The organism is Streptomyces misionensis (assembly GCF_900104815.1).
In the GTDB taxonomy this organism is placed as follows: Bacteria; Actinomycetota; Actinomycetes; order Streptomycetales; family Streptomycetaceae; genus Streptomyces; species Streptomyces misionensis.
Map to the genome: position 1 here is coordinate 2,449,484 of NZ_FNTD01000004.1, position 24,384 is coordinate 2,473,867.

Genomic DNA, 24,384 nt, shown 5'->3' on the forward strand with positions numbered 1-24,384 from the left:
GAGTGCGGCTCCGGGGGCGCGCCCCTCCTCACCACGGGTCAGGCGGCGTCGGCGTGCAGGCTCATCGGCCCGTAGACCTCGGTGCCGTCCTCGAACAGCCGCACCTGGTCCGCGCCGCCCTCCAGCAGCGCCTTCCAGTGCTCCCCCACCCAGGACTCGGCGTCCCCCTGGGTGCCGAACTCCTCGGGCTGGACCGCGGGCTGGACCTCCGTCCCGTCGGCCTTCTCGAACCGCCACGTCCATGCCGTCATGTGGGCCTCCTTGTGCTCCGACGCGTGCTGGAAGAGTAGACGGAAGCGCAATACCCGATCGGACAGGCGAAAATCGTTCCGTGGAAGTGACTCTGCTCGGTACCGGCGCCCCCGCCGGACTGCCCCGCCCCGACTGCCCCTGTGCCGCCTGCGCGACGGCGCTGGGGCCGGACGCGCGGGCGGCCACCGCGCTGCTGGTGGACGGCGCACTGCTGCTTGACCTCACGCCGGGCGCGGCCTTCGCGGCGGCCCGGGCCGGGCACTCGCTGGCCGGTGTGCGCCAGGTGCTCCTGTCCCATCCGCACGACGGGCCCCCGGTGGAGGTGCCGGCCGGGCTGCCGCAGCCGGGGCGGGTGCCGGACGGGCGGGAGCTGGCGCTGCTGACGGGGCACCGGGTGCGGGCGGTGGCGATGGACGCGGGCGGCACCGGGTACGCGGTGACCGGTCCGGACGGGCAGCGGCTGCTGTACCTGCCGCCCGGTGGGGCGCCGGCGGGTCTGGAGACGGGGACGGCGGAGTCGTACCACCTGGTCCTCGCGGACGTGGTGGGCCGCCCGGACGCGCTGGCCCGGCTGCGCGCGGTGGGCTCCGCGGGGCCGACCACGGACGTCGTCGCGGTCCACCTGGACCACGACGTGCCGCCGGGGGCGGAGTTGCGGCGGCGGCTGGCCGCGGCGGGGGCGCGTGCCGTGCCCGACGGTACGACGCTGGTGGTCGGGGCGTACGAGGAGGTGCCGGACGTGCCGCGGCGGACGCTGGTGCTCGGCGGGGCGCGCTCGGGCAAGTCGGTGGAGGCCGAGCGGCGGCTGGAGTCCTTCCCGGACGTGCTGTACGTGGCGACCGGCGGCACCCGGGGCGGGGACACCGAGTGGGCGGCGCGGGTGGCCGCGCACCGGGAGCGGCGGCCGGGGTCGTGGCGCACGGCGGAGACGACTGACCTGGAGCCGGTGCTCCGCGAGGACGGGCCGCCGGTGCTGATCGACTGCCTGTCGCTGTGGCTGACCGATGTCATGGACGAGGTCGGGGCGTGGGACGACGCGGAGTGGGCGGGCGGGGGCGAGAAGGCGCTGCGGGAGCGGGTGCGCTCGCTCACGGAGGCGGTCCGCCGCACCCGCCGTACCGTGGTCGCGGTGTCGAACGAGGTCGGCTCGGGGATCGTGCCGGCGACGGCGTCGGGCCGCCGCTACCGCGACGAACTGGGCCGGCTGAACGCGGCGTTCGGCGCGGAGTGCGAGCAGGTGCTGCTGGTGGTCGCCGGGCAGGCGATGGTGCTGCGCGGGTAGGGGACGGCACCGCCGGGCGCGGGTCCCGGGCGGCCGAGGAAGGGCAGCCGCCAGGTGGGCGGCAGGACCGTGCACGAGGGGGTGCCCGCGGCGATCCGGGCCCAGCCGCGGTGCAGGACGACGTGGCCGCCGGGGCGCAGGACGGCGAGGGCGGCCCGCAGTTCGGCGTCGGGGGCGTCGGACGGGGGGCGCAGGATGGTGACGACGTCGTAGCGGGAGCGGAGGCGGTCGGTCAGTCCCGGGGTCGTGAGCCGGCCGCGGTACGCCTCCTCGATCCGGTCCGCCGCCAGGGCCCGCTCCAGGCCGTCCGTCGGGTCCAGCCCGTCGAAGCTCGTGTAGGGGAAGTGCTTCCTCGCCGCCTCGGGGAAGCGGCCGTCGCCGGTGTCCACGTCCAGCCAGCTCTCCGGCTCCGGCAGCGCGGACAGGGCGCGGGCGGTGAGCCGGTGCCGGAGCTGTTCCGTGCGGCGTTCGTGGAAGGTCGGCATGGACGGCGACTCCCTGTGCGACATTTCGCTGCAAAACGGAACGTATGGGATGCCGATCCAGGACGCAATGACATCGCGCCGATGTGGCGCCGGGACGTTCGCTCCCGGGCGGTACTGTTCGGCGAATGAGCAGGATTGATCTGGACGACTTCACCGATCTGATCGAGCGCCCGGACGGGGGCGTGCGCCGCGACGCCGAGGCCCGGCGGGAGCGCCAGATCGTGCCGGCCGGGGCGCTGGGGCGCCTGGACGAGCTGGGCGAGTGGCTCTCCGCCGCGCAGAACGCCGTACCGGTACGGCCCGTCGAGCGGCCCCGGCTGGTCCTCTTCGCGGGTGACCACGGCATCGCCGCGCTGGACGTCTCGGCGCGGCCCGCGGGCGGCGCCGAGCGGCTGGTGCGGGACGTGCTGGAGGGCGCGAGCCCCGCCGCGGTGCTCGCGCGCCGGCTCCGGGTGCCGGTACGGGTCGTGGACATGGCCCTGGACTGCGACCCGGGCGCCTTCCCCGAGGAGGTCACCCGGCACCGGGTGCGGCGCGGCAGCGGCCGTATCGACATCGAGGACGCGCTCACCCTGGACGAGGCGGAGGCCGCGGTGCGGGCGGGCATGGCCGTGGCCGACGAGGAGGCGGACTCCGGCACGGACCTGGTGGTGCTCGGCGACGTCAGCGTGGGCGGCACCACGGCGGCCGCGGTGCTGGTCGCGGCGCTGTGCGGGACCGACGCGTCGGTGGTGACCGGGCGGGGCGGGCACGCGATCGACGACCTGACGTGGATGCGCAAGTGCGCCGCGATCCGGGACGCGCTGCGCCGGGCGCGGCCGGTGCTCGGGGACCAGTTGCAGCTGCTGGCGGCGGTGGGCGGGGCGGACCTCGCGGCGATGACCGGGTTCCTGCTCCAGTGCGCGGTGCGGAAGCTTCCGGTGATCCTTGACGGGGTGGTGACCACCGCGTGCGCGCTGGTCGCGCAGCGGGTCGCCTTCCGGGCGCCGGACTGGTGGCTGGCCGGGCACGACAGCGGGGAGCCGGGGCAGGCGAAGGCCCTGGACCGGATGGCGCTGGAGCCGCTGCTGGCGCAGGGCGTGAAGACCGGCGAGGGCCTGGGCGCGCTGCTGGCCCTGCCGCTGGTCCAGGCCGCGGCGGCGCTGGCCGCGGAGCTGCCGGAGAGGCCGGACGACGAGCAGGAGGCCGAGGACGGGAAGGACGCCGACGGCGAGCAGGAGCCGGAGGCCGGCGAGCGGCCGCAGGGGTCCGCGGAGTAGGGCGCGCCACCCCCGCCCAACTGGCCGGTTTTACAAGCGGTTCACCGGATAAGTCCGGTTCGCCACGGCAGCCCCCCATAAGATCCTTGGCTATGGGAGATGCCCGGATTGCCGTGTCGCAGCGCGTGGAGGCGGGGGGTTCGGTCGAGGAGGAGCGGCGGGGCGGCGGGGCCTCCCGGCGGGCCGCCGCCTTCGCCGTCTGGTACCTGCGCACCGTCGCCTTCGTCAACTTCCTCACCGCGGTGTGGGTCTCGCTCTACCAGGACGTGCGCCGGCACAACCAGGACGACTTCTTCACGCCGTACCTGCTGACCGCCGGCTTCGCCTCCGGGGTGTTCACCGCGTTCCTGGCGATCACGATGCGGCGCCGCAAGCGCGCCGCGTGGATCCTCAACCTGGTGCTCAGCGGCGCCTTCCTCGCGCTGTTCGCGTTCGCCATGGCGTTCCCGGAGATCCACCGGTACGCGCAGAACTGGGTCTCGCTGGTGCTGACGGCCGCGTTCGTCGGGGCGCTGCTCGTGGGGCGGCGGGAGTTCTACGCCAAGGGCGACCGCGCCAACCCCCGGCTCGCGGCCACGGTCGCCGTCTGCGGCGGGGCGGCCGCCTCCCTGCTGGCCGGGCTGCTGGTGACGGTCACCAACGAGGCGCCGGACGCGGCCCGTTCGACCTTCTTCGAGCGCTGGCACTTCGGCGCCCTGCGGCTGGTCTCGGTCTCCGCCGACGAGCACCACTTCCCCGGCATCGCCCCGCCCAACTGGGCCAATGTCGCGATCAACGTGCTCAGTACGGCCCTGGTGCTCGCCGTCTTCTACGCCGCCTTCCGCTCCCGGCGGGCCGTGGACCCGCTCACCGCGGACGACGAGAAACGGCTGCGGGCGCTGCTGGAGCGGCACGGCGAGCGTGACTCGCTGGGCTACTTCGCGCTGCGCCGGGAGAAGAGCGTGGTGTGGTCGCCGACCGGCAAGGCGGCCGTCGCCTACCGGGTCGTCGGCGGGGTGAGCCTCGCCTCCGGGGACCCGCTGGGCGATCCGGAGGCCTGGCCCGGGGCGATCGTGCCGTGGCTCGCGAAGGCGCGGGCGCACGGCTGGATCCCGGCGGTGATGGGGGCGAGCGAGGAGGCGGGCACCGTGTACGCCCGGCACGGCCTGGACGCGCTGGAACTCGGGGACGAGGCGATCGTGGAGGTCGCCGACTTCACCCTGGAGGGGCGGGCGATGCGCACCGTGCGGCAGGCCTACAACCGGGTGAAGCGCGCGGGGTACGAGGTGCGCGTCCGGCGCCACGAGGACATCCCGGCGCACGAGATGGCGCTGCTCGTCCAGCGCGCGGACGACTGGCGGGACGGCGCGACCGAGCGCGGGTTCAGCATGGCCCTCGGCCGGCTCGGGGACCCCGAGGACGGGCGCTGCGTGATGCTGGAGTGCACGGACGCCCGGGGCCGGCCGCGGGCGCTGCTGTCGTTCGTGCCCTGGGGACCGAACGGGCTGTCGCTGGACCTGATGCGGCGCGACCGGGACGCCGAGAACGGGCTGATGGAGTTCATGGTCATCGAACTGCTGCGGCGCGCCCCGGAGATCGGGGTCACACAGGTCTCGCTGAACTTCGCGATGTTCCGCTCGGTCTTCGAACGGGGGGCGCGCCTGGGTGCCGGACCGGTGCTCAGGCTGTGGCGGTCGCTGCTCAGCTTCTTCTCCCGCTGGTGGCAGATCGAGTCGCTGTACCGCGCCAACGCCAAGTACCGGCCCATCTGGGAGCCGCGGTTCCTGCTCTTCGAGAAGAGCGCGGACCTGCCGCGCATCGGCCTCGCCTCGGCCCGCGCGGAGGGCTTCCTGGAGGCGCCGGGGCTGCCCAGGTGGCTGCACCGCAGGCAGCTGGGCGGCCGTCGATGACCGTACCGGGGTAGGGAAGACCGCATGGGATCGTTCGCCCGCTGGGCCCGCGCCGAGTGGGGACCGCTGTACGGCACCGTACGCGGGCCCCTGCCGGGGCCGCGCCCGCGGGCGATGCCGGTGACCGCCGCGGCGGTGTCGCTGACGGCGCTGCTCCAGTTCGCGCAGAACCGGCCGTGGGGGTTCCGGCTGGTGCAGGACCTCGGCGCGGTGCGGGCCGAGGACCCGCTGTGGCTGGGGCTGCTGCGCACCCCGCTGTCGCTGTTCGTGCCCGCCCTCGACCTGCCGGTGTGGGGCGCGCTGGCGCAGATCCTGCTGGTGTTCGGGATCGCCGAGCTGTGCCTGGGCTGGTGGCGGACGCTGGTCATCGCCTACCTCGCCACGCTCGCCGGGACCCTGTACGCGCGCATCGGCATCGCGCTGGGCGCGCACGCCCCGTTCGGGCTGCCGTGGACGGACGCGCAGGTGGTGGACACCGGCCCGTCGGCGGCCGTGGTGGGCCTCGCGGTGTTCGTGGCCTGGCGCCACGGCGCCTATCACACGGCGGGCGCGGTGACCGTGGCGATGGTCGCCGAGGTGCTGCTGAAGGAGAACCTGGCAGGCAAGGAGCACCTGGCCGCCCTGATGGCCGTGGGCTCGCTGTGCCTGGCGGTGGCGGCCCGCCGCGCCCGCCCCGGCCTGCCGAGGCGGCAGCCCCCGCCCGGCCGGCCCCGCGCCGACGCCGGGCCGCCACCGATCGGGTCCTGAGCGGCGCGGGTACGACGGCCTCAGCGGAGCTCTTCGGGCGGCCGGGGCGTCTTCGGGTCGGGGCGGCCGCCGATCCAGTCCTCCAGGGCGCGGCCGGGGCGGGACCAGCGGCGGTCGTGGCGGTAGGCGCGCAGGGTGGCGCGGGCACGGGCGCGGGGGCGGCGGCCGTAGCAGCGGCGGGCCCACGGGGAGTACGGGCGGGCCAGCCGGACCGCGCCGAACAGCGCGACCAGCGGGACGATCGCGCCGAACACCGCGAGCCGGGCCTTGCCCTTGCTCAGGGCGATCAGCGAGAGCACGAAGTTGGCGCAGATGTTGGCGATGACGGTGCCCCGGTCGGCGAGTTCCCGCGCGGTGAGGTCGTTGACGCCGAACGGCGCGAACCCGGCGAGCAGCAGGGCCACGAGGGCCGCGGTGAGCACCACCGCCTCGACGCTCTTGCGGCCCTCCTCGGTCCAGTACACGTCGTCCAGGTGCAGGATCAGCGCGAACTCGTCCAGGACCAGTCCCGCGCCGGCACCGAACACCACGGCGGCGATCGCCTCGCCCGCGCCGTGCCGGTCGCCGGCGAACGCGCCGAAGCCGCCCACGACGACGAGCACCACCCCGAAGACGGCGTGGTGGATGTGCAGGCCGCCCGCGCTGACGTTGCGGAACGGTCCCCTGCCCGCCCGGATCAGACGGGTGATCGCCCGGGTGACGGCGAAGGTCAGGACGAAGGCGGCGAGGGCGAGCAGCAGCGGAAGCTTGCCCGGTTCGACGATGTTCCGCACCCACCAGTGCCCCATGTGCGCACTTTATCCCCGGTGCCTCGCCCCGGGCGGCCCGCGGCCGCCGGGTAACCTGCGCCGATGCGCACGTCCTCCCCGTTCGACGGTCTCCGTTTCGCCTTCGGCACCCTGACCGTGCTCCCCGTGCGGGTGCACCGCTGGGACCGCGGGGCGGCACGCGGGGGCATGCTCGCCGCCGCCGCCGTCGGCCTGGTCGTGGGCGCCCTCGCGGCGGCCCTCGGACTGGTCCTGCTGTTCCTCGGCGCGGGCCCGCTGCTCGCCGCCGTCGGCTCGGTCGCCGTCCCCGCCGCGCTGACCCGGGGACTGCACCTGGACGGGCTCGCCGACACCGCCGACGGGCTGGGCAGCGGCAAGCCCGCCGCGGACGCGCTGCGCATCATGAAGCAGTCGGACATCGGCCCGTTCGGGGTGCTCACCCTGGTCCTGGTGCTGCTCGCCCAAGTCGCCGTGCTGGCACAGCTGTTCGGCGACTCGTGGGCGCGGGGCGCGGCGGCCGCGGTGACCTCCGCGGTGGCCGCCCGGCTCGCGCTCACCCTGGCCGCCCGCACCGGGGTGCCGGCCGCCCGGCCGGAGGGGCTCGGCGCGGCGGTCGCCGGGGTGGTGCCGGTGCCGGGCGCGCTGGCGCTCACGGCGCTGTGCACGGCCGCCGCGGCCGGCTGGGGGGCCGCCCTCGGCCCGCACGGCGGCTGGCGCGCCGCGGCCGCCGTGCTGCTCGCCCTCGCCGCCGCCGAACTCCTGCTGCGCCGCTGTGTACGGCGTTTCGGCGGGCTCACCGGAGACGTGTTCGGCGCCCTCGCGGAGACGGCCGCGACGACGGCACTGGTGGTGCTGGCCTTCGCGCCCTGACCGCTCGGCGACGCCATCGGCCGGACATCCGAAACACCCTCAGGCGTGAGCAATCGGGCGCACACGCGTAACCTCGTGCCGGGTGTTCGCCGACAGGGTGAAGACCCCGGATGCCATGTGTCCCCAGGCCTGGACCTAGGGTCGGCTCTCGGGCCCGGTCGACCCACACCATTTCGGCCACAGCAACTTCACATCGGAAGCGAGAATTCACCACCGTGACTGCTCTGACTCTCAGCACCGCCGCGGCGCCCGGCCTGCGGGCCGACGCGATCGTGATCGGTGTCGCCAAGGGCGCCAAGGGACCCGTCGTCGCGCCGGGCGCCGAAGCCGTGGACCAGGCGTACGACGGCAAGCTGGCCGGCGTCCTGGAGACCCTGGGCGCCTCGGGTGCCGAGGGCGAGCTGACGAAGCTGCCCGCCCCGGCGGGCTTCAAGGCCCCGCTCCTGGTGGCGGTGGGCCTGGGCGCGGAGCCGGACGCCGAGGACGACGAGCCCGGCTTCGACGCCGAGACGCTGCGCAGGGCCGCCGGTACGGCCGCCCGTGCGCTCGCCGGCCGCAAGAAGGCCGCGTTCGCCCTGCCCGTCGACGGCCCCGGTGCCATCGAGGCGATCGGCGAGGGCGCGCTCCTCGGCGCGTACTCCTTCGACGCGTACAAGGAGAACGGCGGGGCCAAGGGCGCCCGCGCCAGGAACGGCAAGGCCCCGCTGGCCGAGGCCGCGCTGCTCGGCGGCAAGCCGCGCGACGCCGCCCACAAGGGTGCCGTCGCCCGCGCCGTCGCGGTCTCCGAGGAGCTGAACCGCGCCCGCGACCTGGTCAACACCCCGCCGAACGACCTCAACCCGCAGGCCTTCGCCCAGATCGTGCAGGCCGCGGCCAAGGAGCACGGCCTGAAGGTGCAGGTGCTCGACGAGAAGGCGCTGACCAAGGGCGGCTACGGCGGCATCCTCGGCGTCGGCGGCGGCTCCGCGTCGGCTCCGCGCCTGGTCAAGGTGGCCTACACGCACCCGAACGCGGAGCGGCACCTCGCCTTCGTCGGCAAGGGCATCACCTACGACTCGGGCGGCATCTCCCTGAAGCCGGCCGGTCACAACGAGACGATGAAGTGCGACATGGCCGGCGCCGCCGCCGTGTTCGCCGCCGTCGTCGCCGCGGCCCGGCTCGGCCTGGAGGCCAACGTCACCGGCTGGCTGGCGCTGGCCGAGAACATGCCGTCCGGCTCGGCGGTGCGCCCCGGTGACGTGCTGCGCATGTACAGCGGCAAGACGGTGGAGGTGCTCAACACCGACGCCGAGGGCCGGCTGGTGCTCGCGGACGCGCTGTGGGCGGCCTCCCTGGAGGAGCCGGACGCGATCGTGGACGTCGCCACGCTGACCGGCGCGATGATGGTGGCGCTGGGCACCCGGACGCTGGGCGTCATGGCCAACGACGACGCGTTCCGCACCACGGTGTACGAGGCCGCCGAGGAGGTCGGCGAGCCGGCGTGGCCGATGCCGATGCCGGAGCACCTGGCCAAGGGCCTGGAGTCCCAGGTCGCCGACATGACCAACGTCGGCGAGCGGTGGGGCGGCGGACTGCTCGCCGGTGTCTTCCTGCGCGAGTTCGTGGGCGAGGGCATCGCCTGGGCGCACCTCGACATCGCCGGCCCGGCGTTCAACGAGGGCGGCCCCTTCGGCTACACGCCGAAGGGCGGCACGGGCACCGCGGTGCGCACCCTGGTCCGCCTCGCGGAGCTGACGGCCGAGGGTGACCTGGGCTGACGCCCGCCCACCGGCCCGGTCGCACGGCTCGCGGCCCCGGCAAAAGGGGCGCGGGAGACCGCCCACGCGGTCTCCCGCGCCCCTTTTCCGTCCGCTTTCCGTGCGCGTTCCGTCCACGCGTTCCCGTACGTTTCCCGGGAACGTGGGACGTCTCACACACCGGCCCGGCGACTCGTACACCTCCAACAAGTGCAAAGATGGAGCCCGGCAGGACAGGGCCCCCACCGAAGGGCCGAAGCATCAAGCGGCCGGACACCAGCCGCCCGCCGGTCATCGGAGATCGGCGCAAGGCGCACATGCATGGAGGACGTGACGTGGCGAACGACGCCAGCACCGTTTTCGACCTAGTGATCCTCGGCGGTGGTAGCGGTGGTTACGCCGCGGCCCTGCGCGGGGCGCAGCTGGGCCTGGACGTCGCCCTGATCGAGAAGGACAAGGTCGGCGGCACCTGCCTGCACCGGGGTTGCATCCCCACCAAGGCCCTGCTGCACGCGGGCGAGATCGCCGACCAGGCCCGCGAGAGCGAGCAGTTCGGCGTCAAGGCCACCCTCGAGGGCATCGACGTCCCGGCCGTCCACAAGTACAAGGACGGTGTGGTCGCCGGCCTCTACAAGGGTCTGCAGGGTCTGATCGCGTCCCGCAAGGTGACGTACATCGAGGGCGAGGGCCGGCTGTCCTCCCCGACCTCCGTCGATGTGAACGGCCAGCGCATCCAGGGCCGCCACGTCCTGCTGGCGACCGGCTCCGTGCCGAAGTCGCTGCCGGGCCTGGAGATCGACGGCGACCGGATCATCTCCTCCGACCACGCCCTCGTCCTGGACCGCGTGCCGAAGTCCGCGATCATCCTGGGCGGCGGTGTCATCGGCGTCGAGTTCGCCTCCGTGTGGAAGTCCTTCGGTGCCGACGTCACCGTCATCGAGGGCCTGAAGCACCTCGTCCCGGTCGAGGACGAGAACAGCTCCAAGCTTCTTGAGCGCGCGTTCCGCAAGCGCGGCATCAAGTTCAACCTCGGCACCTTCTTCCAGAAGGCCGAGTACACGCAGGACGGCGTCAAGGTCACCCTGGCCGACGGCAAGGAGTTCGAGGCCGAGGTCCTCCTCGTCGCCGTCGGCCGCGGCCCGGTCTCCCAGGGCCTCGGCTACGAGGAGCAGGGTGTCGCCATGGACCGGGGCTACGTCCTGGTCGACGAGTACATGCGGACCAACGTCCCGACCATCTCCGCCGTCGGTGACCTCGTCCCGACCCTCCAGCTCGCGCACGTCGGCTTCGCCGAGGGCATCCTGGTGGCGGAGCGTCTGGCCGGTCTGAAGGTCGTTCCGATCGACTACGACGGTGTCCCGCGGGTGACGTACTGCCACCCGGAGGTCGCCTCCGTCGGCATCACCGAGGCCAAGGCCAAGGAGATCTACGGCGCGGACAAGGTCGTCGCTCTGAAGTACAACCTGGCGGGCAACGGCAAGAGCAAGATCCTCAACACCGCGGGCGAGATCAAGCTCGTCCAGGTGAAGGACGGTGCCGTGGTCGGCGTCCACATGGTCGGCGACCGCATGGGCGAGCAGGTCGGCGAGGCCCAGCTGATCTACAACTGGGAGGCGCTGCCGGCCGAGGTCGCCCAGCTCATCCACGCCCACCCGACGCAGAACGAGGCGCTCGGCGAGGCCCACCTGGCCCTGGCCGGCAAGCCGCTGCACTCCCACGACTGACCTTTGGTCAACGGGCGCGACGACACAGACTTCCGCAATTCGTAAGGAGCAACCGAAACCATGGCGGTTTCCGTAACCCTTCCGGCGCTCGGTGAGAGCGTCACCGAGGGCACTGTCACCCGCTGGCTGAAGGCCGAGGGCGAGCGCGTCGAGGCCGACGAGCCGCTGCTCGAGGTCTCGACCGACAAGGTCGACACCGAGATCCCCTCCCCTGCCTCCGGCGTGCTGGCCTCCATCAAGGTCGCCGAGGACGAGACGGTCGAGGTCGGCGCCGAGCTGGCCCTGATCGACGACGGCACCGGTGCCCCCGCCGCCGCCCCGGCCCCGGCCGCCGCCGAGGCCCCGGCCGCCGAGGCTCCGGCCCCGGCCGCCGCTCCGGTGGCGGAGGCCCCGGCCCCCGCCCCGGCCGCCGAGGCCCCGGCCGCCCCCGCCGCTCCGGCCGGTGGCGCCCAGGGCACGGACGTGGTCCTGCCCGCGCTCGGTGAGTCCGTCACCGAGGGCACCGTCACCCGCTGGCTGAAGTCGGTGGGCGACTCCGTCGAGGCCGACGAGCCGCTGCTCGAGGTCTCCACGGACAAGGTCGACACCGAGATCCCGGCGCCCGCCTCCGGCGTGCTGCTGGAGATCGTGGTCGGCGAGGACGAGACCGCCGAGGTCGGCGCCAAGCTCGCCGTCATCGGCGCCCCGGGTGCCGCCCCGGCCGCCGCTCCGGCTCCGGCCGCCCCGGCCCCGGCCGCCGCTCCCGCCCCGGCTCCGGCCCCCGCCGCCCCGGCGGCCCCGGCCGCTCCGGCTCCGGCCGCCCCCGCGGCTCCGGCCCCCGCCGCCCCGGCGCAGCCCGCCGCCCCGGCGCAGCCCGCCGCCCCGGCCCCGGCCCCGGCTCCCGCCCCGGCCCCGGTCACCCCGGCGACCGCGCCGACCTCCCCGACCGCCACCCAGGCGACCGACGAGGGCGCGTACGTGACCCCGCTGGTACGCAAGCTCGCCGCCGAGAACGGCGTCGACCTGGCCACCGTCAAGGGCACCGGCGTCGGCGGCCGCATCCGCAAGCAGGACGTCATCGCCGCCGCCGAGGCCGCGAAGGCCCCCGCCGCCGCTCCGGCTCCGGCCGCCGCGGCCGCCCCGGCCGCCAAGAAGGCCCCGGCGCTCGAGGTCTCCCCGCTGCGCGGCCAGACCGTCAAGATGACCCGCATCCGCAAGGTCATCGGCGACAACATGGTCAAGGCGCTGCACGAGCAGGCCCAGCTGTCGTCGGTCGTCGAGGTCGACGTCACCCGCCTGATGAAGCTGCGCGCCCAGGCGAAGGACTCGTTCGCGGCCCGCGAGGGCGTCAAGCTCTCCCCGATGCCGTTCTTCGTGAAGGCCGCCGCCCAGGCGCTGAAGGCCCACCCGGTCATCAACGCCCGGATCAACGAGGCCGAGGGCACGATCACCTACTTCGACACCGAGAACGTCGGTATCGCGGTGGACTCCGAGAAGGGCCTGATGACCCCGGTCATCAAGCACGCCGGCGACCTCAACATCGCGGGCATCGCCAAGGCCACGGCGGAGCTGGCGGGCAAGGTCCGCGCCAACAAGATCACCCCGGACGAGCTGTCCGGCGCGACCTTCACCATCTCCAACACCGGTTCGCGCGGCGCGCTGTTCGACACGATCATCGTGCCCCCGAACCAGGTCGCGATCCTCGGCATCGGTGCCACGGTCAAGCGTCCGGCCGTCATCGAGACCGAGGAGGGCACGGTCATCGGCGTCCGCGACATGACGTACCTGACCCTCTCCTACGACCACCGCCTGGTCGACGGCGCCGACGCGGCCCGTTACCTGACGGCCGTCAAGGCGATCCTGGAGGCCGGCGAGTTCGAGGTCGAGCTCGGCCTGTAATCACCGGTCACCGCGCACACGCCGGTGCCCCCGCCCGGAACTTCCGGGCGGGGGCACCGGCGTTTTCCGTGGCTGGGAGCGTATGCGCCGTTTGCGCCCCCGCACCCCGTGTAAGCCTTGTCTCACCTGCGCAAAAGCACCCCCACGCGCCCTACCCGCGGAGCGAAGCCGCCGTATTGTCTAAATGTCTGCCCCCGGGAGGAGCCCTCATGACCGCGCCCGTAGTCCACTCGCTGCGCGAACAGATCCGCGAGCACATCGTGGAGGGAATCGTCAGCGGGCGCTGGCAGCCGGGCGAGCGGATCGTGGAACGGCGGATCGCCACCGAGCTGGAGGTCAGCCAGACCCCGGTGCGGGAGGCGCTGCGGGAGCTGGAGTCGCTGCGGCTGATCGAGTCCGCGCCGAACAAGGGCGTGCGGGTGCGCAATCTGACCGCGGCCGACCTGGAGGAGAGTTACCCGGTCAGGGCCGGTCTGGAGGCCATCGCGGCGGAGCTGGCCGCGGACCGCCTCGCCCGGGACTGCTCGGCCCTGGAACCCCATGTGCTGGCCCTGTACGAGGCCGACAGCGCGGCCGACGGCACCGCCCAGGTCCGGCACACCGTGGCCTTCCACCGCGAACTGGTGCGCGCCGCCGACAACTCGGTGCTGCTGCACACCTGGGAGGGGCTCGGCATCGAGGTCTTCACGGCGCTGTCGATCCGCTGGCTGGGCACGGTGCAGCAGTCGTACGCCGAGGAGCACGACGAGCTGGTGCAGGCCTTCAAGCGCCGGGACCCGCGGATCGCGGAGCTGGTGAAGGCGCACGTCCTGGGCTGCGCCCCGCGCGCCTGAGACACCCCGGGGCGCCCGCGGGCATACCGGGCCGGCCGCGCCGCGTACCCGAGCGCGTCCCCGCTCACCTGCGAATTCCCTGATCAAAACCGGCACCGGGTGCCCTCTTCCAAGGCACCGGGTGCCGACTTTCTTGAAATCGAGAGATTTTCCCTCTCCACCCTTTGATCGATCATCGATCAGGGAGTTACAGTCACGGACGGACTTCCACCCGAAGTCCTCTGCCCTGTCCTGCCAAAGACCTAGGGCACCCCCGAACCCTTGCCTGTGAGGGAACCCCCTTCGACTGAGGAAGGCGGCGACATGACCGACCCCAACGCCATCCAGCCGAGCGAGCTGGACCAGCTCCCGGACCGCGACCCCGAGGAGACCGCCGAGTGGCAGGCCTCCCTGGACGCCGTGGCCAGGGAGGCAGGCCCGCATCGCGCCGCGTACCTGATGCGCCGCACGCTGGAGCGCGCCGAGGCGGGCGGCATCGCGCTGCCGAAGCTGCTGGAGACGGACTACGTCAACACCATCCCCACCTCCGCCGAGCCGGGCGTGCCCGGTGACCCGGAGCTGGAGGCCCGCATCACCGCCTGGAACCGCTGGAACGCGGCCGCCATGGTGACCCGGGGCAGCAAGCACGGCGTCGGCGGCCACATCGCCACCTTCGCCTCCGCGGCCTGGCTCTACGAGACCGGCTTCAACCACTTCTTCAAGGGCAAGGAGGGGGACGGCTCCGGCGACCAGCTGTACATCCAGGGCCACGCCTCCCCCGGCATCTACGCCCGCGCCTTCCTGGACGGCCGCCTGTCCGAGGCGCAGCTGGACAACTTCCGCCAGGAGGCCGGCGGCAACGGCCTGCCGTCCTACCCGCACCCGCGCCGGCTGCCCTGGCTGTGGGAGTTCCCCACGGTCTCCATGGGCCTCGGCCCGCTCTCCGCGATCTACCAGGCGCGCTTCAACCGCTACCTCACCAACCGCGGCATCAAGGACGTCTCGTCCTCGCACGTGTGGGCGTTCCTCGGCGACGGCGAGATGGACGAGCCGGAGTCGACGGCGGCCCTCGCGCTCGCCGCCCGTGAGGAGCTGGACAACCTCACCTTCGTCATCAACTGCAACCTGCAGCGCCTGGACGGCCCGGTCCGCGCCAACTTCAAGATCGTGCAGGAGCTGGAGGCCCAGTTCCGCGGCGCCGGCTGGAACGTCGTCAAGACGCTGTGGGGCACCGCCTGGGACGAGCTGTTCGCCCTCGACACCACGGGCGCGCTGGTCCGCCGGCTGCGCCAGGTGCCGGACGCGCAGGTGCAGACGTACCAGACCCGCGACGCCGCCTACATCCGCCAGGACTTCTTCGGCGCCGACCCGGCGCTGGTCGAGATGGCGAAGCTGCTCTCGGACGACAAGATCCTCGAGTGCTTCCACGTCTCGCGCGGTGGTCACGAGGCCCGCAAGGTCTACGCCGCGTACAAGGCGGCCGTCGAGCACAAGGGCGCGCCGACCGTGATCCTCGCCCAGACGGTCAAGGGCCACACCCTCGGCCAGGGCTTCGCGTCCAAGAACGCCAACCACCAGATGAAGAAGCTGACGGTGGACGAGTTCAAGGCGATGCGCGACCTGCTCGACCTGCCGATCAAGGACAGCGACTTCACCGACGGCGTGGTGCCCTACGGCCACCCGGGCGCCGACTCCCCCGAGGTCCGCTACCTCCAGGAGCGCCGCGCGGCCCTGGGCGGTCCCGCCCCGGCCCGTCGCACGCACCCGCTGGCCCCGCTGCCGGCCCCCGCCGAGAAGGCGTTCGCCTCCTTCGACAAGGGCTCCGGCTCGCAGAACGTGGCCACCACCATGGCCTTCGTCCGCCTGGTCAAGGACCTGGTACGCGACAAGGAGACCGGCAAGCGCTGGGTGCCGATCGTCCCCGACGAGGCGCGCACCTTCGGTATGGAGTCGCTCTTCCCGTCGCTCGGGATCTACTCCCCCAAGGGCCAGACGTACGAGCCGGTCGACCGCGACCAGCTGATGTTCTACAAGGAGGCCAAGAACGGCCAGATCCTCAACGAGGGGATCACCGAGGCCGGGTCGATGGCCGACTTCATCGCCGCGTCCACCGCGTACGCGACGCACGGCGAGGCGATGATCCCGTTCTACATCTTCTACTCGATGTTCGGCTGGCAGCGCACCGCCGACCAGATGTGGCAGCTCGGCGACCAGCTCGGCCGGGGCTTCCTGGTCGGTGCGACGGCGGGCCGGACGACGCTGACGGGCGAGGGCCTGCAGCACGCCGACGGCCACTCGCCGGTGATCGCCGCGACCAACCCGGCGGCGCTGTCGTACGACCCCGCGTTCGCCTACGAGATCGCGGTGATCGTGCGCGAGGGTCTGCGCCGGATGTACGGCGAGGCGCAGCCGGGCGAGGACCAGAACGTCTTCTACTACCTGACCGTCTACAACGAGCCGCTGCCGCAGCCGGCGAAGCCGGGTGTCGCGGGCATCGACGAGGGCATCGTCAAGGGCCTGTACCGCTTCAACACCGCGGAGTCGGCGGGCGTCACCGTCCCGGCCAACGCCCCGCGCATCCAGCTGCTGGGCTCCGGCACGGCGATCCACTGGGCGCTCCAGGCGCAGAAGCTCCTCGCCGAGGAGTGGGGCGTCGCGGCCGACGTCTGGTCGGCGACCTCCTGGTCCGAGCTGCGCCGTGACGCGATGGAGGCGGACGCCGCCCTGCTGCGCGGCGAGGAGCGCGTGCCGTTCGTGCGCCGGGCGCTCCAGGGTGCCGAGGGCCCGGTCCTCGCGGTCTCCGACTACATGCGCCAGGTCCCGGACCAGATCGCGCAGTGGGTGGAGCAGGACTGGTCCTCGCTGGGCACGGACGGCTTCGGCCTCTCCGACACCCGCCCGGCGGCCCGCCGCCACTTCGGCGTGGACGCGGAGTCCATCGTCGTCGCCGCCCTCGCCCAGCTCGCCCGGCGCGGCGAGGTCAAGGCGACGGCGGTGAAGGAGGCCCGGGAGAAGTACGGCCTGTAGTCACCGGTCGGCAGGATGCGGGGAAGGGGCACGGCGGTTCGCCGTGCCCCTTCCTTGTCGGTGCCACCCGGCATGATGTCCCCATGCGTGCGGCGCGGCTCATCAAGATGGTTCTGCTTCTCCAGGCGCGGGCGTCCATGACCGCCGGCGAACTCGCGCGGGAGCTGGAGGTGTCGGAGCGGACGGTGACACGGGACGCGGTGGCGCTGTCCGAGGCGGGGGTGCCGGTGTACGCGGACCGGGGGCGGGCCGGCGGGTACCGCCTGGTCGGCGGGTACCGGACGCGGCTGACGGGGCTGGGCCGCAGCGAGGCCGAGGCGCTGTTCCTCAGCGGGGTGCCGGGCGCGCTGCGGGACATGGGGCTCGCGGACGCGGCGTCGGCGGCCCGGCTGAAGGTGTCGGCTGCGCTGGTGCCCGCCCTGCGGGACGCCCCGCGCACGGCGGCCCAGCGCTTCCACCTGGACGCGCCCGGCTGGTTCCGCGAGCCCGAGACCCCCGCGCTGCTGCCGGCGGTCGCCGAGGCGGTGTGGGACGACCTGTGCGTCACGGCCCGCTACCGGCGCGGCGACGGCGAGGTGGAGCGGCTGCTGGAGCCGTACGGGCTGGTGCTGAAGGCGGGTGCCTGGTACCTGTGCGCCCGGGTGCCGGACGCGGACGCCTTCCGTACGTACCGCGTGGACCGCTTCACCGCCGTCGTGCCGGCCGACACCGGCTTCCGGCGCGACGAGGACTTCGACCTGCCCGGCTACTGGGCGGCGCAGGCGGAGCGGTTCGCACGGTCGATCCTGCGCGCCGAGGCGGTGGTGCGGCTGTCCCCGGAGGGCGTGCGCAGGCTGCCGTACGCCGTCGAGGCGCTGTCGGCGCGCGAGGGGCTGGCCGGTGCCGGGGAGCCCGACGCGGCGGGGTGGGTGACGGTGACGCTGCCCGTGGAGTCGGAGGAGGTCGCGCACGCCCAGCTGACCGCGCTCGGGCCGGAGGCGGAGGTGCTGGCGCCGCGGAGCCTGCGGGAGCAATTCGCGCGGGACGCGGCCCGGCTCGCGGAGCTGTACCGGGGCGCGGGGGCGTGAGCGGCGGTACCTCCGCGTGCGTCCCGGGGGCCGAGGCCCGATGCTGGAGCGGTGATGGACGAGACGGAGTTCTGGGCGCTGGTCGACACCACCCGTGAGGCCGCCGAGGGCGATCCCGAGGACCAGGCCGAACTTCTGGTGGACCGGCTGGTCCGGCTGGACCCGGAGCAGGTCCTGGACTTCGCCCGTCACTTCGAGGCCCGCTACAACCGCGCCTACCGCTGGGACCTGTGGGGTGCCGCCTGGGTGCTGCTGGACGGGGCCGGCGACGACGCGTTCGACTTCTTCCGGTGCTGGCTGATCGGCCAGGGCCGGGAGGTGTTCGAGGGCGCCTTGCAGGACCCGGACGCGCTGGCGGAGCTGCTGGACGACTTCGACGAGGAGGTCGACGGCGACGGCGAGGAGCTGGGCTACGCGGCCGACGAGGCGTACGAGCGGCTCACCGGCACCGTGGCGGCCGACCTGGGGCTGCCGCCCGCGCCCGCGGAGCCGGCCGGCACCCCGGTCGACTTCGAGGACGAGTCGGCCCTCGCGGCGCGCTACCCGCGGCTGTGGGACCGGTTCAGGGACTGAGGTCCGGTCCGGCCCTGGAGGCGCGCGGCCGTCTGTCTGATCTCGGGCAGGCGGGCGGTGAGGGCGGCGCCGGGGCAGCTGGTCATGAAGCCGGCGTCGTGTCCCGCCACGGCGGGCAGGGTGGCGGTGGTGCCGGCGCGGAAGCGGCTCAGGCCGTTGCTGGAGACCAGGCGCACCCGGGCGCGCGGATCGACGTCGGAGAGGCCCAGCTTCCAGGCGGCCAGCGCGGCGATGGCGTCGGTCAGGGCGTGTGGCACCGGCACGCCCGCGGTGAAGGTGCCGATGGCGGCGATCCCGGCGGTGCGGTGGTTGAAGCCCTGCGCGTGGGCGCCGACGACGGGCCGGTCGGCGCCCCCGGCGCGGCCCTCGTAGACGGTGCCGCAGCGGTCGACGAGGAAGTTGTAGCCGATGTCGTCCCACCGCCGCCGGCCGGTCTGCCCGGCGTACAGGCGGCGGATGATCTCGGGGGTGTCGGCGCACCGGTAGCCGTTGGGCGAGTCGGTGTGGTGCACGAAGACCGCGATCACCTTGTCGTCGTAGCGCGGCGGCGGCTGGGAGTGCCCGGCGGTGGTGCCGGCCCAGACGGAGCGGGGCACGATGAGCGGCCGGCCGGCGCGGTGGACGGCGGCCGGGCGCCCGAGGTCGAGGGCGGCGGGCCGGTCGGGCGGCACCCGGGTGGGACGGCTCCCGCCCCACGCGTACAGGGCGAGCACGAGGAGGGCCAGGAGGCCGGGCAGGGAGCCCAGCAGCACCAGCGGCGGGCCGGGAAACCGCGGCGGTCGCGCCGCGGGCACCGACCGGGTTCCCCGGGCCCTCCGGGGTCTCCGGTCTTCCCGGGCCGTTCCCGGGGCCGTTCCCCGGGCCGTTCGGGCTCTTCGGGCGAGGGACATGGCCCCCACTCTCGGCCCGCCCGCGCCCGCCCGCGATGTGCGCTGTGCCACCTGGCGGAACCATCGTCCCGGTCCGGGACGTTTCCGGTGGTACCGGCACGCGTGGCCGGTTCGCCTCCGGCGGCCGATCATGTACCTGTGACCGTTCGACGGGCCCGACGGCGCGTGCCGGTGCCCGAGAGAAAGGCGGCTCCGTGGACCTGCTCGACCTGCTGCTGGTGCTGGTGATCCTCCTGTACGCCGCGTCGGGGTACCGGCGTGGCCTGGTGGCCGGCTGCGTGTCGCTGGCCGGGTTCGTCGGCGGCGCGGTCGTCGGCGTGTGGGCGCTGCCCTGGGTGACGGGCCACGTGGCCCGGGGCTCGGCGGCGGCGACGGTGCTCGCGGTGCTGACCGTGCTGGTGCCCGCGGCGGTGGGGCACGAGCTGGCGGGCCGGCTCGCGCTGCGGCTGCGCGGCGGCCTGGACCGGGGCCCGCTGCGGGTGGTGGACGGGATCGGGGGCGCGGCGGCCAACGCGGTGGCCGTGCTGATCGTGGCCTGGGTGGCGGCGAGCGTGCTCAGCGCGGCCCCCTCGCCCGCGCTGACCACGGCGATCCGGGACTCCTCGCTGCTGGGCGCGGTGCAGCGGACGATGCCGGACACCACCCCCGCCTGGTTCTCCCGGGCCACCTCGGCGCTGACGGACGCGGGTTTCCCGCAGGTCTTCAACCCGTTCGAGAACGAGTCGACGGCCCGGGTGCCGCGCCCCACCGGCGACAGCGTGACGCCCGCCGCGACGAACGCCGCCAAGCTGAGCACGGTGAAGATCGAGGGCATCTCGGGCAGCGAGGGCCGGGAGGGCAGCGGCTTCGTCTTCGCCTCGGAGCGGGTGATGACCAACGCGCACGTGGTGGCGGGCATCGCGCACCCGAGCGTGCGGGTGGGCGGGGTCGGGGTGGCGTACCCGGCCCGGGTGGTGCTCTTCGACCCCGACCGGGACGTGGCGGTGCTGTACGTACCGGGGCTGCGCGCGCCGGTGCTGCACTTCGACACCGGTGCCTCGCGTGGGGACTCGGCCGTGGTGGCGGGCTATCCGCAGGACGGCAGCCTGAACCTCCAGGCCGCGACGGTGGGGAACCTGGTGCGGGCGACCGGGCAGAACATCTACAGCGACGGCGCGGTCACCCGGGAGATCTACTCGATCCGTTCCACGGTCCGGCCGGGCAACTCCGGCGGCCCGCTGCTGACCACGGACGGGCGGGTGTTCGGGGTGGTCTTCGCCCGCTCCACCTCGGACGCCGAGACGGGGTACGTACTGACGGCGGCCGAGGTGGCGCCCGACGCCCGGCGGGCGGCCACGGCGACCGAACCGGTGGACACGGGCGCGCTGGTGGGCTGACGCGGCGCTCAGGGCGTCACAGGGAGCGGCCCATGCAGACGTCGTCCACGTAGGCGCCGTCGAGCAGGAACTCGCCGGGCAGGACGCCCTCCACGGCGAAGCCCTCGGACTCGTAGAGCCTGCGGGCCGGGGTGTTGTGGCCGAGCACGCGCAGGGTGAGGCGGCGCGCCCCGCGCGCGCGGGCCTCGGTGACGGCGGCCCGGATCAGCGCCCGGCCCACTCCCCGGCCGCGGGCCTCCTCGGCGACCGCGAAGCCCTGGATGCTGAGCACGTGGGCGTGGGAGGCGAGCGGGATCGTCTGGGCGAGGCGGACGTAGCCGGCCACGCGCCCGTCCACCTCGGCGACGAGGAAGTCCCCGACGGGGTGGCGCTCGCCGAAGAACGGCGGGTACGGCGGCTCGGGGCGGGGCGTGACCGCGTGCAGGGTGGACCAGAGGGACCCGTCGAGGAGGGCGAGGTGCTCGTCGTCGTCGGGCACGGCGGGGCGTATGTGCGGCTCGGGCATGGTGATCACCTTACGGCCGCGGTTCGGGGCGGCCCAGCGGGTTTCCGCGAAGGCGGCGGGGGGCACTCTGCGAGGGCTCCGCCGTGGCGCGTGGGGGTGCTCTGCGGCCCGCGGAACGGATGTGACTGAATGCGACCTCTATGCGACCGTGCCCTGTCGATGCGCGACTCCTTACGACCAATCACGGCACTGATACTCGACGCGAACTCGGGTATCCCTGGGGCCGGTCGGGGCGTGACGCCTCCACCGGCCGCGCAACCACAGCAGGAGGGGCCTCGTGCTTGAGCCCGCGAACCAGGTGGACGTCGTCATCGTGGGAGCCGGAATCGCCGGCCTCTCGGCGGCACACCGGCTCATCAGCGCAGGAGTAACGACCGCAGTCCTGGAGGCCGCCCCTTACGCGGGCGGCCGTATGTCGACGGAGAAGGTCGACGGCTTCCGGCTCGACCGCATCGGACAGCTGCTGTCCACGTCGTATCCCGCACTCCGGCTGACCCCGGGGCTGGACTCCCTGGTCCTGCGGCGCTTCGCGCCGGGCGTCCTGCTGCACCGCGACGGGCGCGTGCACCGGGCGGGCGCGCCGGCGGGCGGAGGGAGCGCAAGGGGCGCACTCCATGTGGTGCGCGCCCTCGCGAGCGCCCCGAGGGGCGCCACGGCGCCGCCCGGCCGGGGCGGGGCGCCGGTGGGCGGGGCGATGGACCAGGCGCGGCTGGGCGCGGCACTGAGCCGGATCGCCGCGACGCCGGTCGAACGGCTCCTCGCCCGTCCCGAACTGCCCGCCGCCCAGGCGCTCGCGGCCCGGGGCGTGCCGGCCCGCACCGTCGACGGCTTCCTGCGGCCGCTGCTCGCCGCGCTGCTGTGCGACCCGGGGCTGACCACCTCCAGCAGGTGCGCCGACCTCGCGCTGCGCGCCTTCGCGAGCGGGCGGCTGTGTGTGCCCGAGGGCGGCGCGGAGATGCTGCCGGAACTGCTCGCGCGGGCCCTGCCGCCGGGCACCGTGCACACCGGGGTGCGGGTCACCTCGGTCTCCACGACCTCGGTGGCCACCGCCGAGCACGGGGAGATCCGCTGCCGGGCGGTGCTGCTGGCGACCGACGCGCGCGCCGCGGCCGAACTGCTGCCGGGGCTCAGGGTGCCGGAGTTCCACCCGGTGACCGTGGTCCACCACACCACGGACGAGCCCGCGGCGGCGTTCGCCACCGGGTCGTCGCTGCTGCTGGACGCGGACCGGGGCGGGCCGGTGGCGCACACCTCGGTGCTCAGCAACGTGGACCCGAGCCGGGCGCCGGCCGGGCGGGTGCTGATCTCCTCGACGGTGCTCGGCACGCCGCCGGAGGGCGTGGACACCGCGGTGCGCATCCACCTCTCGCGGCTGTACGGCACCTCCACGCGCCGCTGGGAGACGCTGGCCGTGCACCACACCCCGGAGGCGATACCGGTGATGCGCCCGCCGCACGACCTGCGGCGCCCGGTACGGCTCCTGGCCGGCCTCTACGTCTGCGGCGACCACCGCGACACCAGCACCGTCCAGGGCGCCCTGCACTCCTCCCACCGGGCCGTGCGGGCCCTGTTGACCGATCTGGGCGCCGCCGGCTCCATCCACCGGGCCGACCCCGCGCCCACGCTGCCCGAGGCGGCCTGAGCCGGCGGCGCCTCAGCCCAGCACCGCCGCCTTCTCCCGGTAGGACCTGACCGGGGCGGCGTCCTTGTGGGGCTCCAGGCGGCGTTCGAAGTCGCGGATGTACTCGATGGCCCGGGCGCTGCGCATGTCGGCCGCCTGGGCCGCGGCCTCGGCCGCCAGCGCACAGGCCTGGTCGAGTTCGCCGAGGCCGAGCCGGGCCGTGGCGAGCACGACCCGGCAGAACAGCCGGCTGCGGGCGTACGCCGGGGACCGCAACTGGAGGGACCGCTCGGCGTGCTGGGCGGCCGCCCGGTACTGCTGGAGGTCCCGGTGGCAGTGCCCCAGCTCGTCCGCGAGCTGCGCCTCGTCGAAGAACCGCGCCCAGTACGGCACGTCGTCCCCGGGCCGGGCCGCCTCCAGCGCGCGCTCGGCCCGCACCAGCGCCGCGGTGCACGCCCGCACCTCCCCGAGCACCGCGTGCGCCCGGGCCTCGGCCGCGTGCAGCAGCGACTGCACCGCCGGCGGCCCGCCGGTGCCGATCCCCTGCTGGGCGACCCGCGCCAGCTGCACGGCCTCCCTGCCGTGCCCGAGGTAGACGGCCTGCCGGCTCATGGTGACCAGCACGAAGGAGCCGTAGGGCCGGTCCCCCGCGGCCTGGGCCAGCCGCAGGGCCTGCACAAAGTACCGCTGGGCCAGCCCGTGCGCGGCGATGTCGTACGACGTCCAGCCCGCGAGCCGGGTCAGATCGGCGGCGGCCGCGAACAGCCGCCGCCCGGTCTGCTCGTCGTAGCTGCCGCGCAGCATCGGCTCGCACTCGTGCTCCAGGTAGCGCACCAGCGCCTGCCGGGCGTGCCCGCCCCCGAACCGGTCGTCCAGGGCGCGGAACAGCTCGCCCACCGAGCGCAGCGCCGCGATGTCGCCGCCGCCGACCCGGTGGCCGGGGACGCGCTCCAGCGGTCCGCGCGCCCGCGTCCGGGCCACCGGCGCCGCCGGGCCGCGCGCCGGCGCACCGAGCCCGGCCGGCCGGCCCTGCGCGGGCACCCGGGGCGCCGGTTCCCGGGCCACCCGGTCGTCGGGCCGGCCGATCAGCCAGTCCCGGCTGGGCACGACGAGCCCAGCCGGGGTGAAGGCGATCTTGCGCAGCTCCGCATGGCTGCCGGAGTCCTTGCGCCACAGCCCGCCGACGATGTCCACGGCCTCCTCCGGGGTGGCCGCGAACTCCAGCCCGGCGTACACCGGCGCACACGCGTCCAGGCCGAGATCCTGCGCCGTGAGCCGGCGTCCGAGCCGGCGGGTGAAGACCTCGGCGATCAGGGCGGGGGTCGTGCCCCGGGGCTGCTGACCGCGCAGCCAGCGGGTGACGGAGGTCTTGTCGTATCTCAGGTCCAGCCCGTGTTCGAGGCCGAGCTGGTCGACGCGCCGGGCCAGACCCGCGTTGGAGAACCCCGCCTCTGCGATGAGCGCGGCGAGCTGACGGTTGGGGGTGCGCTGCGCGGGTCGGTCCGTCATCTGTGGTGCGGTCTCCTGCCTCCGGGCCAGTGAAGTGCCGGGATTGCCTGTGAGCAGCCCATTTGGCCGTACGAACGGCGCGAATGTAGCGGAGAGTGAACACCGGCTCGGATGC

20 protein-coding genes are annotated in these 24,384 nt (G+C 74.4%); 14 read left to right on the forward strand and 6 right to left on the reverse strand.

Annotated features, from left to right (window positions below; translation table 11 throughout):
* Positions 1-38: 38 nt before the first annotated feature.
* Positions 39-251, reverse strand: a complete 213-nt coding sequence (locus BLW85_RS12750; protein ID WP_070028659.1) for a hypothetical protein — start codon at positions 249-251, stop codon at positions 39-41.
* Between the two features lie 80 nt (positions 252-331).
* On the opposite strand from BLW85_RS12750, the gene BLW85_RS12755 reads away from it, so the two are divergent.
* Positions 332-1,534: a bifunctional adenosylcobinamide kinase/adenosylcobinamide-phosphate guanylyltransferase gene (locus BLW85_RS12755; RefSeq protein WP_070028660.1), complete on the forward strand. Its 1,203-nt coding sequence runs from the start codon at positions 332-334 to the stop codon at positions 1,532-1,534.
* Here BLW85_RS12755 and BLW85_RS39770 read toward each other — a convergent pair.
* Positions 1,435-2,019, reverse strand: coding sequence for a methyltransferase domain-containing protein (locus tag BLW85_RS39770; RefSeq protein ID WP_208624834.1), 585 nt, complete (start codon positions 2,017-2,019; stop codon positions 1,435-1,437). The genes BLW85_RS12755 and BLW85_RS39770 overlap by 100 nt on opposite strands.
* A gap of 125 nt (positions 2,020-2,144) precedes the next feature.
* On the opposite strand from BLW85_RS39770, the gene cobT reads away from it, so the two are divergent.
* The 3 genes from cobT (at position 2,145) to BLW85_RS39775 (ending at position 5,914) form a co-directional block, all read left to right on the forward strand.
* Positions 2,145-3,278 (forward strand): nicotinate-nucleotide--dimethylbenzimidazole phosphoribosyltransferase, encoded by a 1,134-nt coding sequence (cobT, locus tag BLW85_RS12765; RefSeq protein ID WP_074992096.1) that lies wholly within the window; start codon positions 2,145-2,147, stop codon positions 3,276-3,278.
* Between the two features lie 92 nt (positions 3,279-3,370).
* Entirely contained in the window at positions 3,371-5,167 is a 1,797-nt protein-coding gene (locus BLW85_RS12770; RefSeq protein WP_074992097.1) for a phosphatidylglycerol lysyltransferase domain-containing protein, read from the forward strand.
* Positions 5,168-5,191: 24 nt separating this feature from the next.
* Positions 5,192-5,914 (forward strand): hypothetical protein, encoded by a 723-nt coding sequence (locus tag BLW85_RS39775; protein ID WP_074992098.1) that lies wholly within the window; start codon positions 5,192-5,194, stop codon positions 5,912-5,914.
* Between the two features lie 20 nt (positions 5,915-5,934).
* Here the strand turns inward: BLW85_RS39775 and BLW85_RS12780 are convergent, their stop codons facing one another.
* Positions 5,935-6,702, reverse strand: a complete 768-nt coding sequence (locus tag BLW85_RS12780; protein WP_074992099.1) for a hypothetical protein — start codon at positions 6,700-6,702, stop codon at positions 5,935-5,937.
* 63 nt (positions 6,703-6,765) lie between these two features.
* Here BLW85_RS12780 and BLW85_RS12785 point away from each other — a divergent pair, with 63 nt between their 5' ends.
* The 8 genes from BLW85_RS12785 to BLW85_RS12820 all read left to right on the forward strand — a co-directional run bounded on the left by BLW85_RS12785 (position 6,766) and on the right by BLW85_RS12820 (position 18,368).
* Positions 6,766-7,551: an adenosylcobinamide-GDP ribazoletransferase gene (locus BLW85_RS12785; protein WP_074992100.1), complete on the forward strand. Its 786-nt coding sequence runs from the start codon at positions 6,766-6,768 to the stop codon at positions 7,549-7,551.
* Positions 7,552-7,766: 215 nt separating this feature from the next.
* Positions 7,767-9,308, forward strand: a complete 1,542-nt coding sequence (locus BLW85_RS12790) for a leucyl aminopeptidase (protein ID WP_070028666.1) — start codon at positions 7,767-7,769, stop codon at positions 9,306-9,308.
* 314 nt (positions 9,309-9,622) lie between these two features.
* Positions 9,623-11,011, forward strand: coding sequence for a dihydrolipoyl dehydrogenase (gene lpdA / locus BLW85_RS12795; protein WP_070028667.1), 1,389 nt, complete (start codon positions 9,623-9,625; stop codon positions 11,009-11,011).
* A 60-nt stretch (positions 11,012-11,071) separates the two neighbouring features.
* The gene (gene sucB / locus BLW85_RS12800; RefSeq protein WP_074992101.1) at positions 11,072-12,889 is read left to right on the forward strand and encodes a 2-oxoglutarate dehydrogenase, E2 component, dihydrolipoamide succinyltransferase; all 1,818 of its coding nucleotides are present in this window, start codon (positions 11,072-11,074) and stop codon (positions 12,887-12,889) included.
* Between the two features lie 209 nt (positions 12,890-13,098).
* Entirely contained in the window at positions 13,099-13,722 is a 624-nt protein-coding gene (locus BLW85_RS12805; RefSeq protein WP_070022031.1) for a GntR family transcriptional regulator, read from the forward strand.
* A 303-nt stretch (positions 13,723-14,025) separates the two neighbouring features.
* Positions 14,026-16,728: a pyruvate dehydrogenase (acetyl-transferring), homodimeric type gene (aceE, locus tag BLW85_RS12810; RefSeq protein WP_074992102.1), complete on the forward strand. Its 2,703-nt coding sequence runs from the start codon at positions 14,026-14,028 to the stop codon at positions 16,726-16,728.
* Positions 16,729-16,811: 83 nt separating this feature from the next.
* Positions 16,812-17,795 (forward strand): helix-turn-helix transcriptional regulator, encoded by a 984-nt coding sequence (locus BLW85_RS12815; protein WP_074992103.1) that lies wholly within the window; start codon positions 16,812-16,814, stop codon positions 17,793-17,795.
* Between the two features lie 54 nt (positions 17,796-17,849).
* Entirely contained in the window at positions 17,850-18,368 is a 519-nt protein-coding gene (locus BLW85_RS12820; RefSeq protein ID WP_070022027.1) for a DUF4240 domain-containing protein, read from the forward strand.
* Here BLW85_RS12820 and BLW85_RS12825 read toward each other — a convergent pair.
* The gene (locus tag BLW85_RS12825) at positions 18,335-19,120 is read right to left on the reverse strand and encodes a peptidoglycan recognition protein family protein (RefSeq protein ID WP_074996054.1); all 786 of its coding nucleotides are present in this window, start codon (positions 19,118-19,120) and stop codon (positions 18,335-18,337) included. The genes BLW85_RS12820 and BLW85_RS12825 overlap by 34 nt on opposite strands.
* A gap of 332 nt (positions 19,121-19,452) precedes the next feature.
* Between BLW85_RS12825 and BLW85_RS12830 the strand changes: the two genes are divergently transcribed.
* Positions 19,453-20,634 carry a MarP family serine protease gene (locus BLW85_RS12830; RefSeq protein ID WP_074992104.1) on the forward strand — a complete coding sequence of 394 codons (1,182 nt, stop codon included), beginning with the start codon at positions 19,453-19,455 and terminating at the stop codon, positions 20,632-20,634.
* A gap of 16 nt (positions 20,635-20,650) precedes the next feature.
* Here BLW85_RS12830 and BLW85_RS12835 read toward each other — a convergent pair whose 3' ends face one another.
* Positions 20,651-21,139 (reverse strand): GNAT family N-acetyltransferase, encoded by a 489-nt coding sequence (locus BLW85_RS12835; protein ID WP_177330021.1) that lies wholly within the window; start codon positions 21,137-21,139, stop codon positions 20,651-20,653.
* Between the two features lie 277 nt (positions 21,140-21,416).
* Between BLW85_RS12835 and BLW85_RS12840 the strand changes: the two genes are divergently transcribed.
* The gene (locus tag BLW85_RS12840) at positions 21,417-22,781 is read left to right on the forward strand and encodes an NAD(P)/FAD-dependent oxidoreductase (RefSeq protein WP_070022025.1); all 1,365 of its coding nucleotides are present in this window, start codon (positions 21,417-21,419) and stop codon (positions 22,779-22,781) included.
* Positions 22,782-22,793: 12 nt separating this feature from the next.
* Here the strand turns inward: BLW85_RS12840 and BLW85_RS12845 are convergent, their stop codons facing one another.
* On the reverse strand, positions 22,794-24,269 hold the full coding sequence (locus BLW85_RS12845; protein ID WP_070022024.1) for an NsdA family TPR-like regulatory protein: 1,476 nt from the start codon (positions 24,267-24,269) through the stop codon (positions 22,794-22,796).
* Positions 24,270-24,384 lie beyond the last annotated feature (115 nt).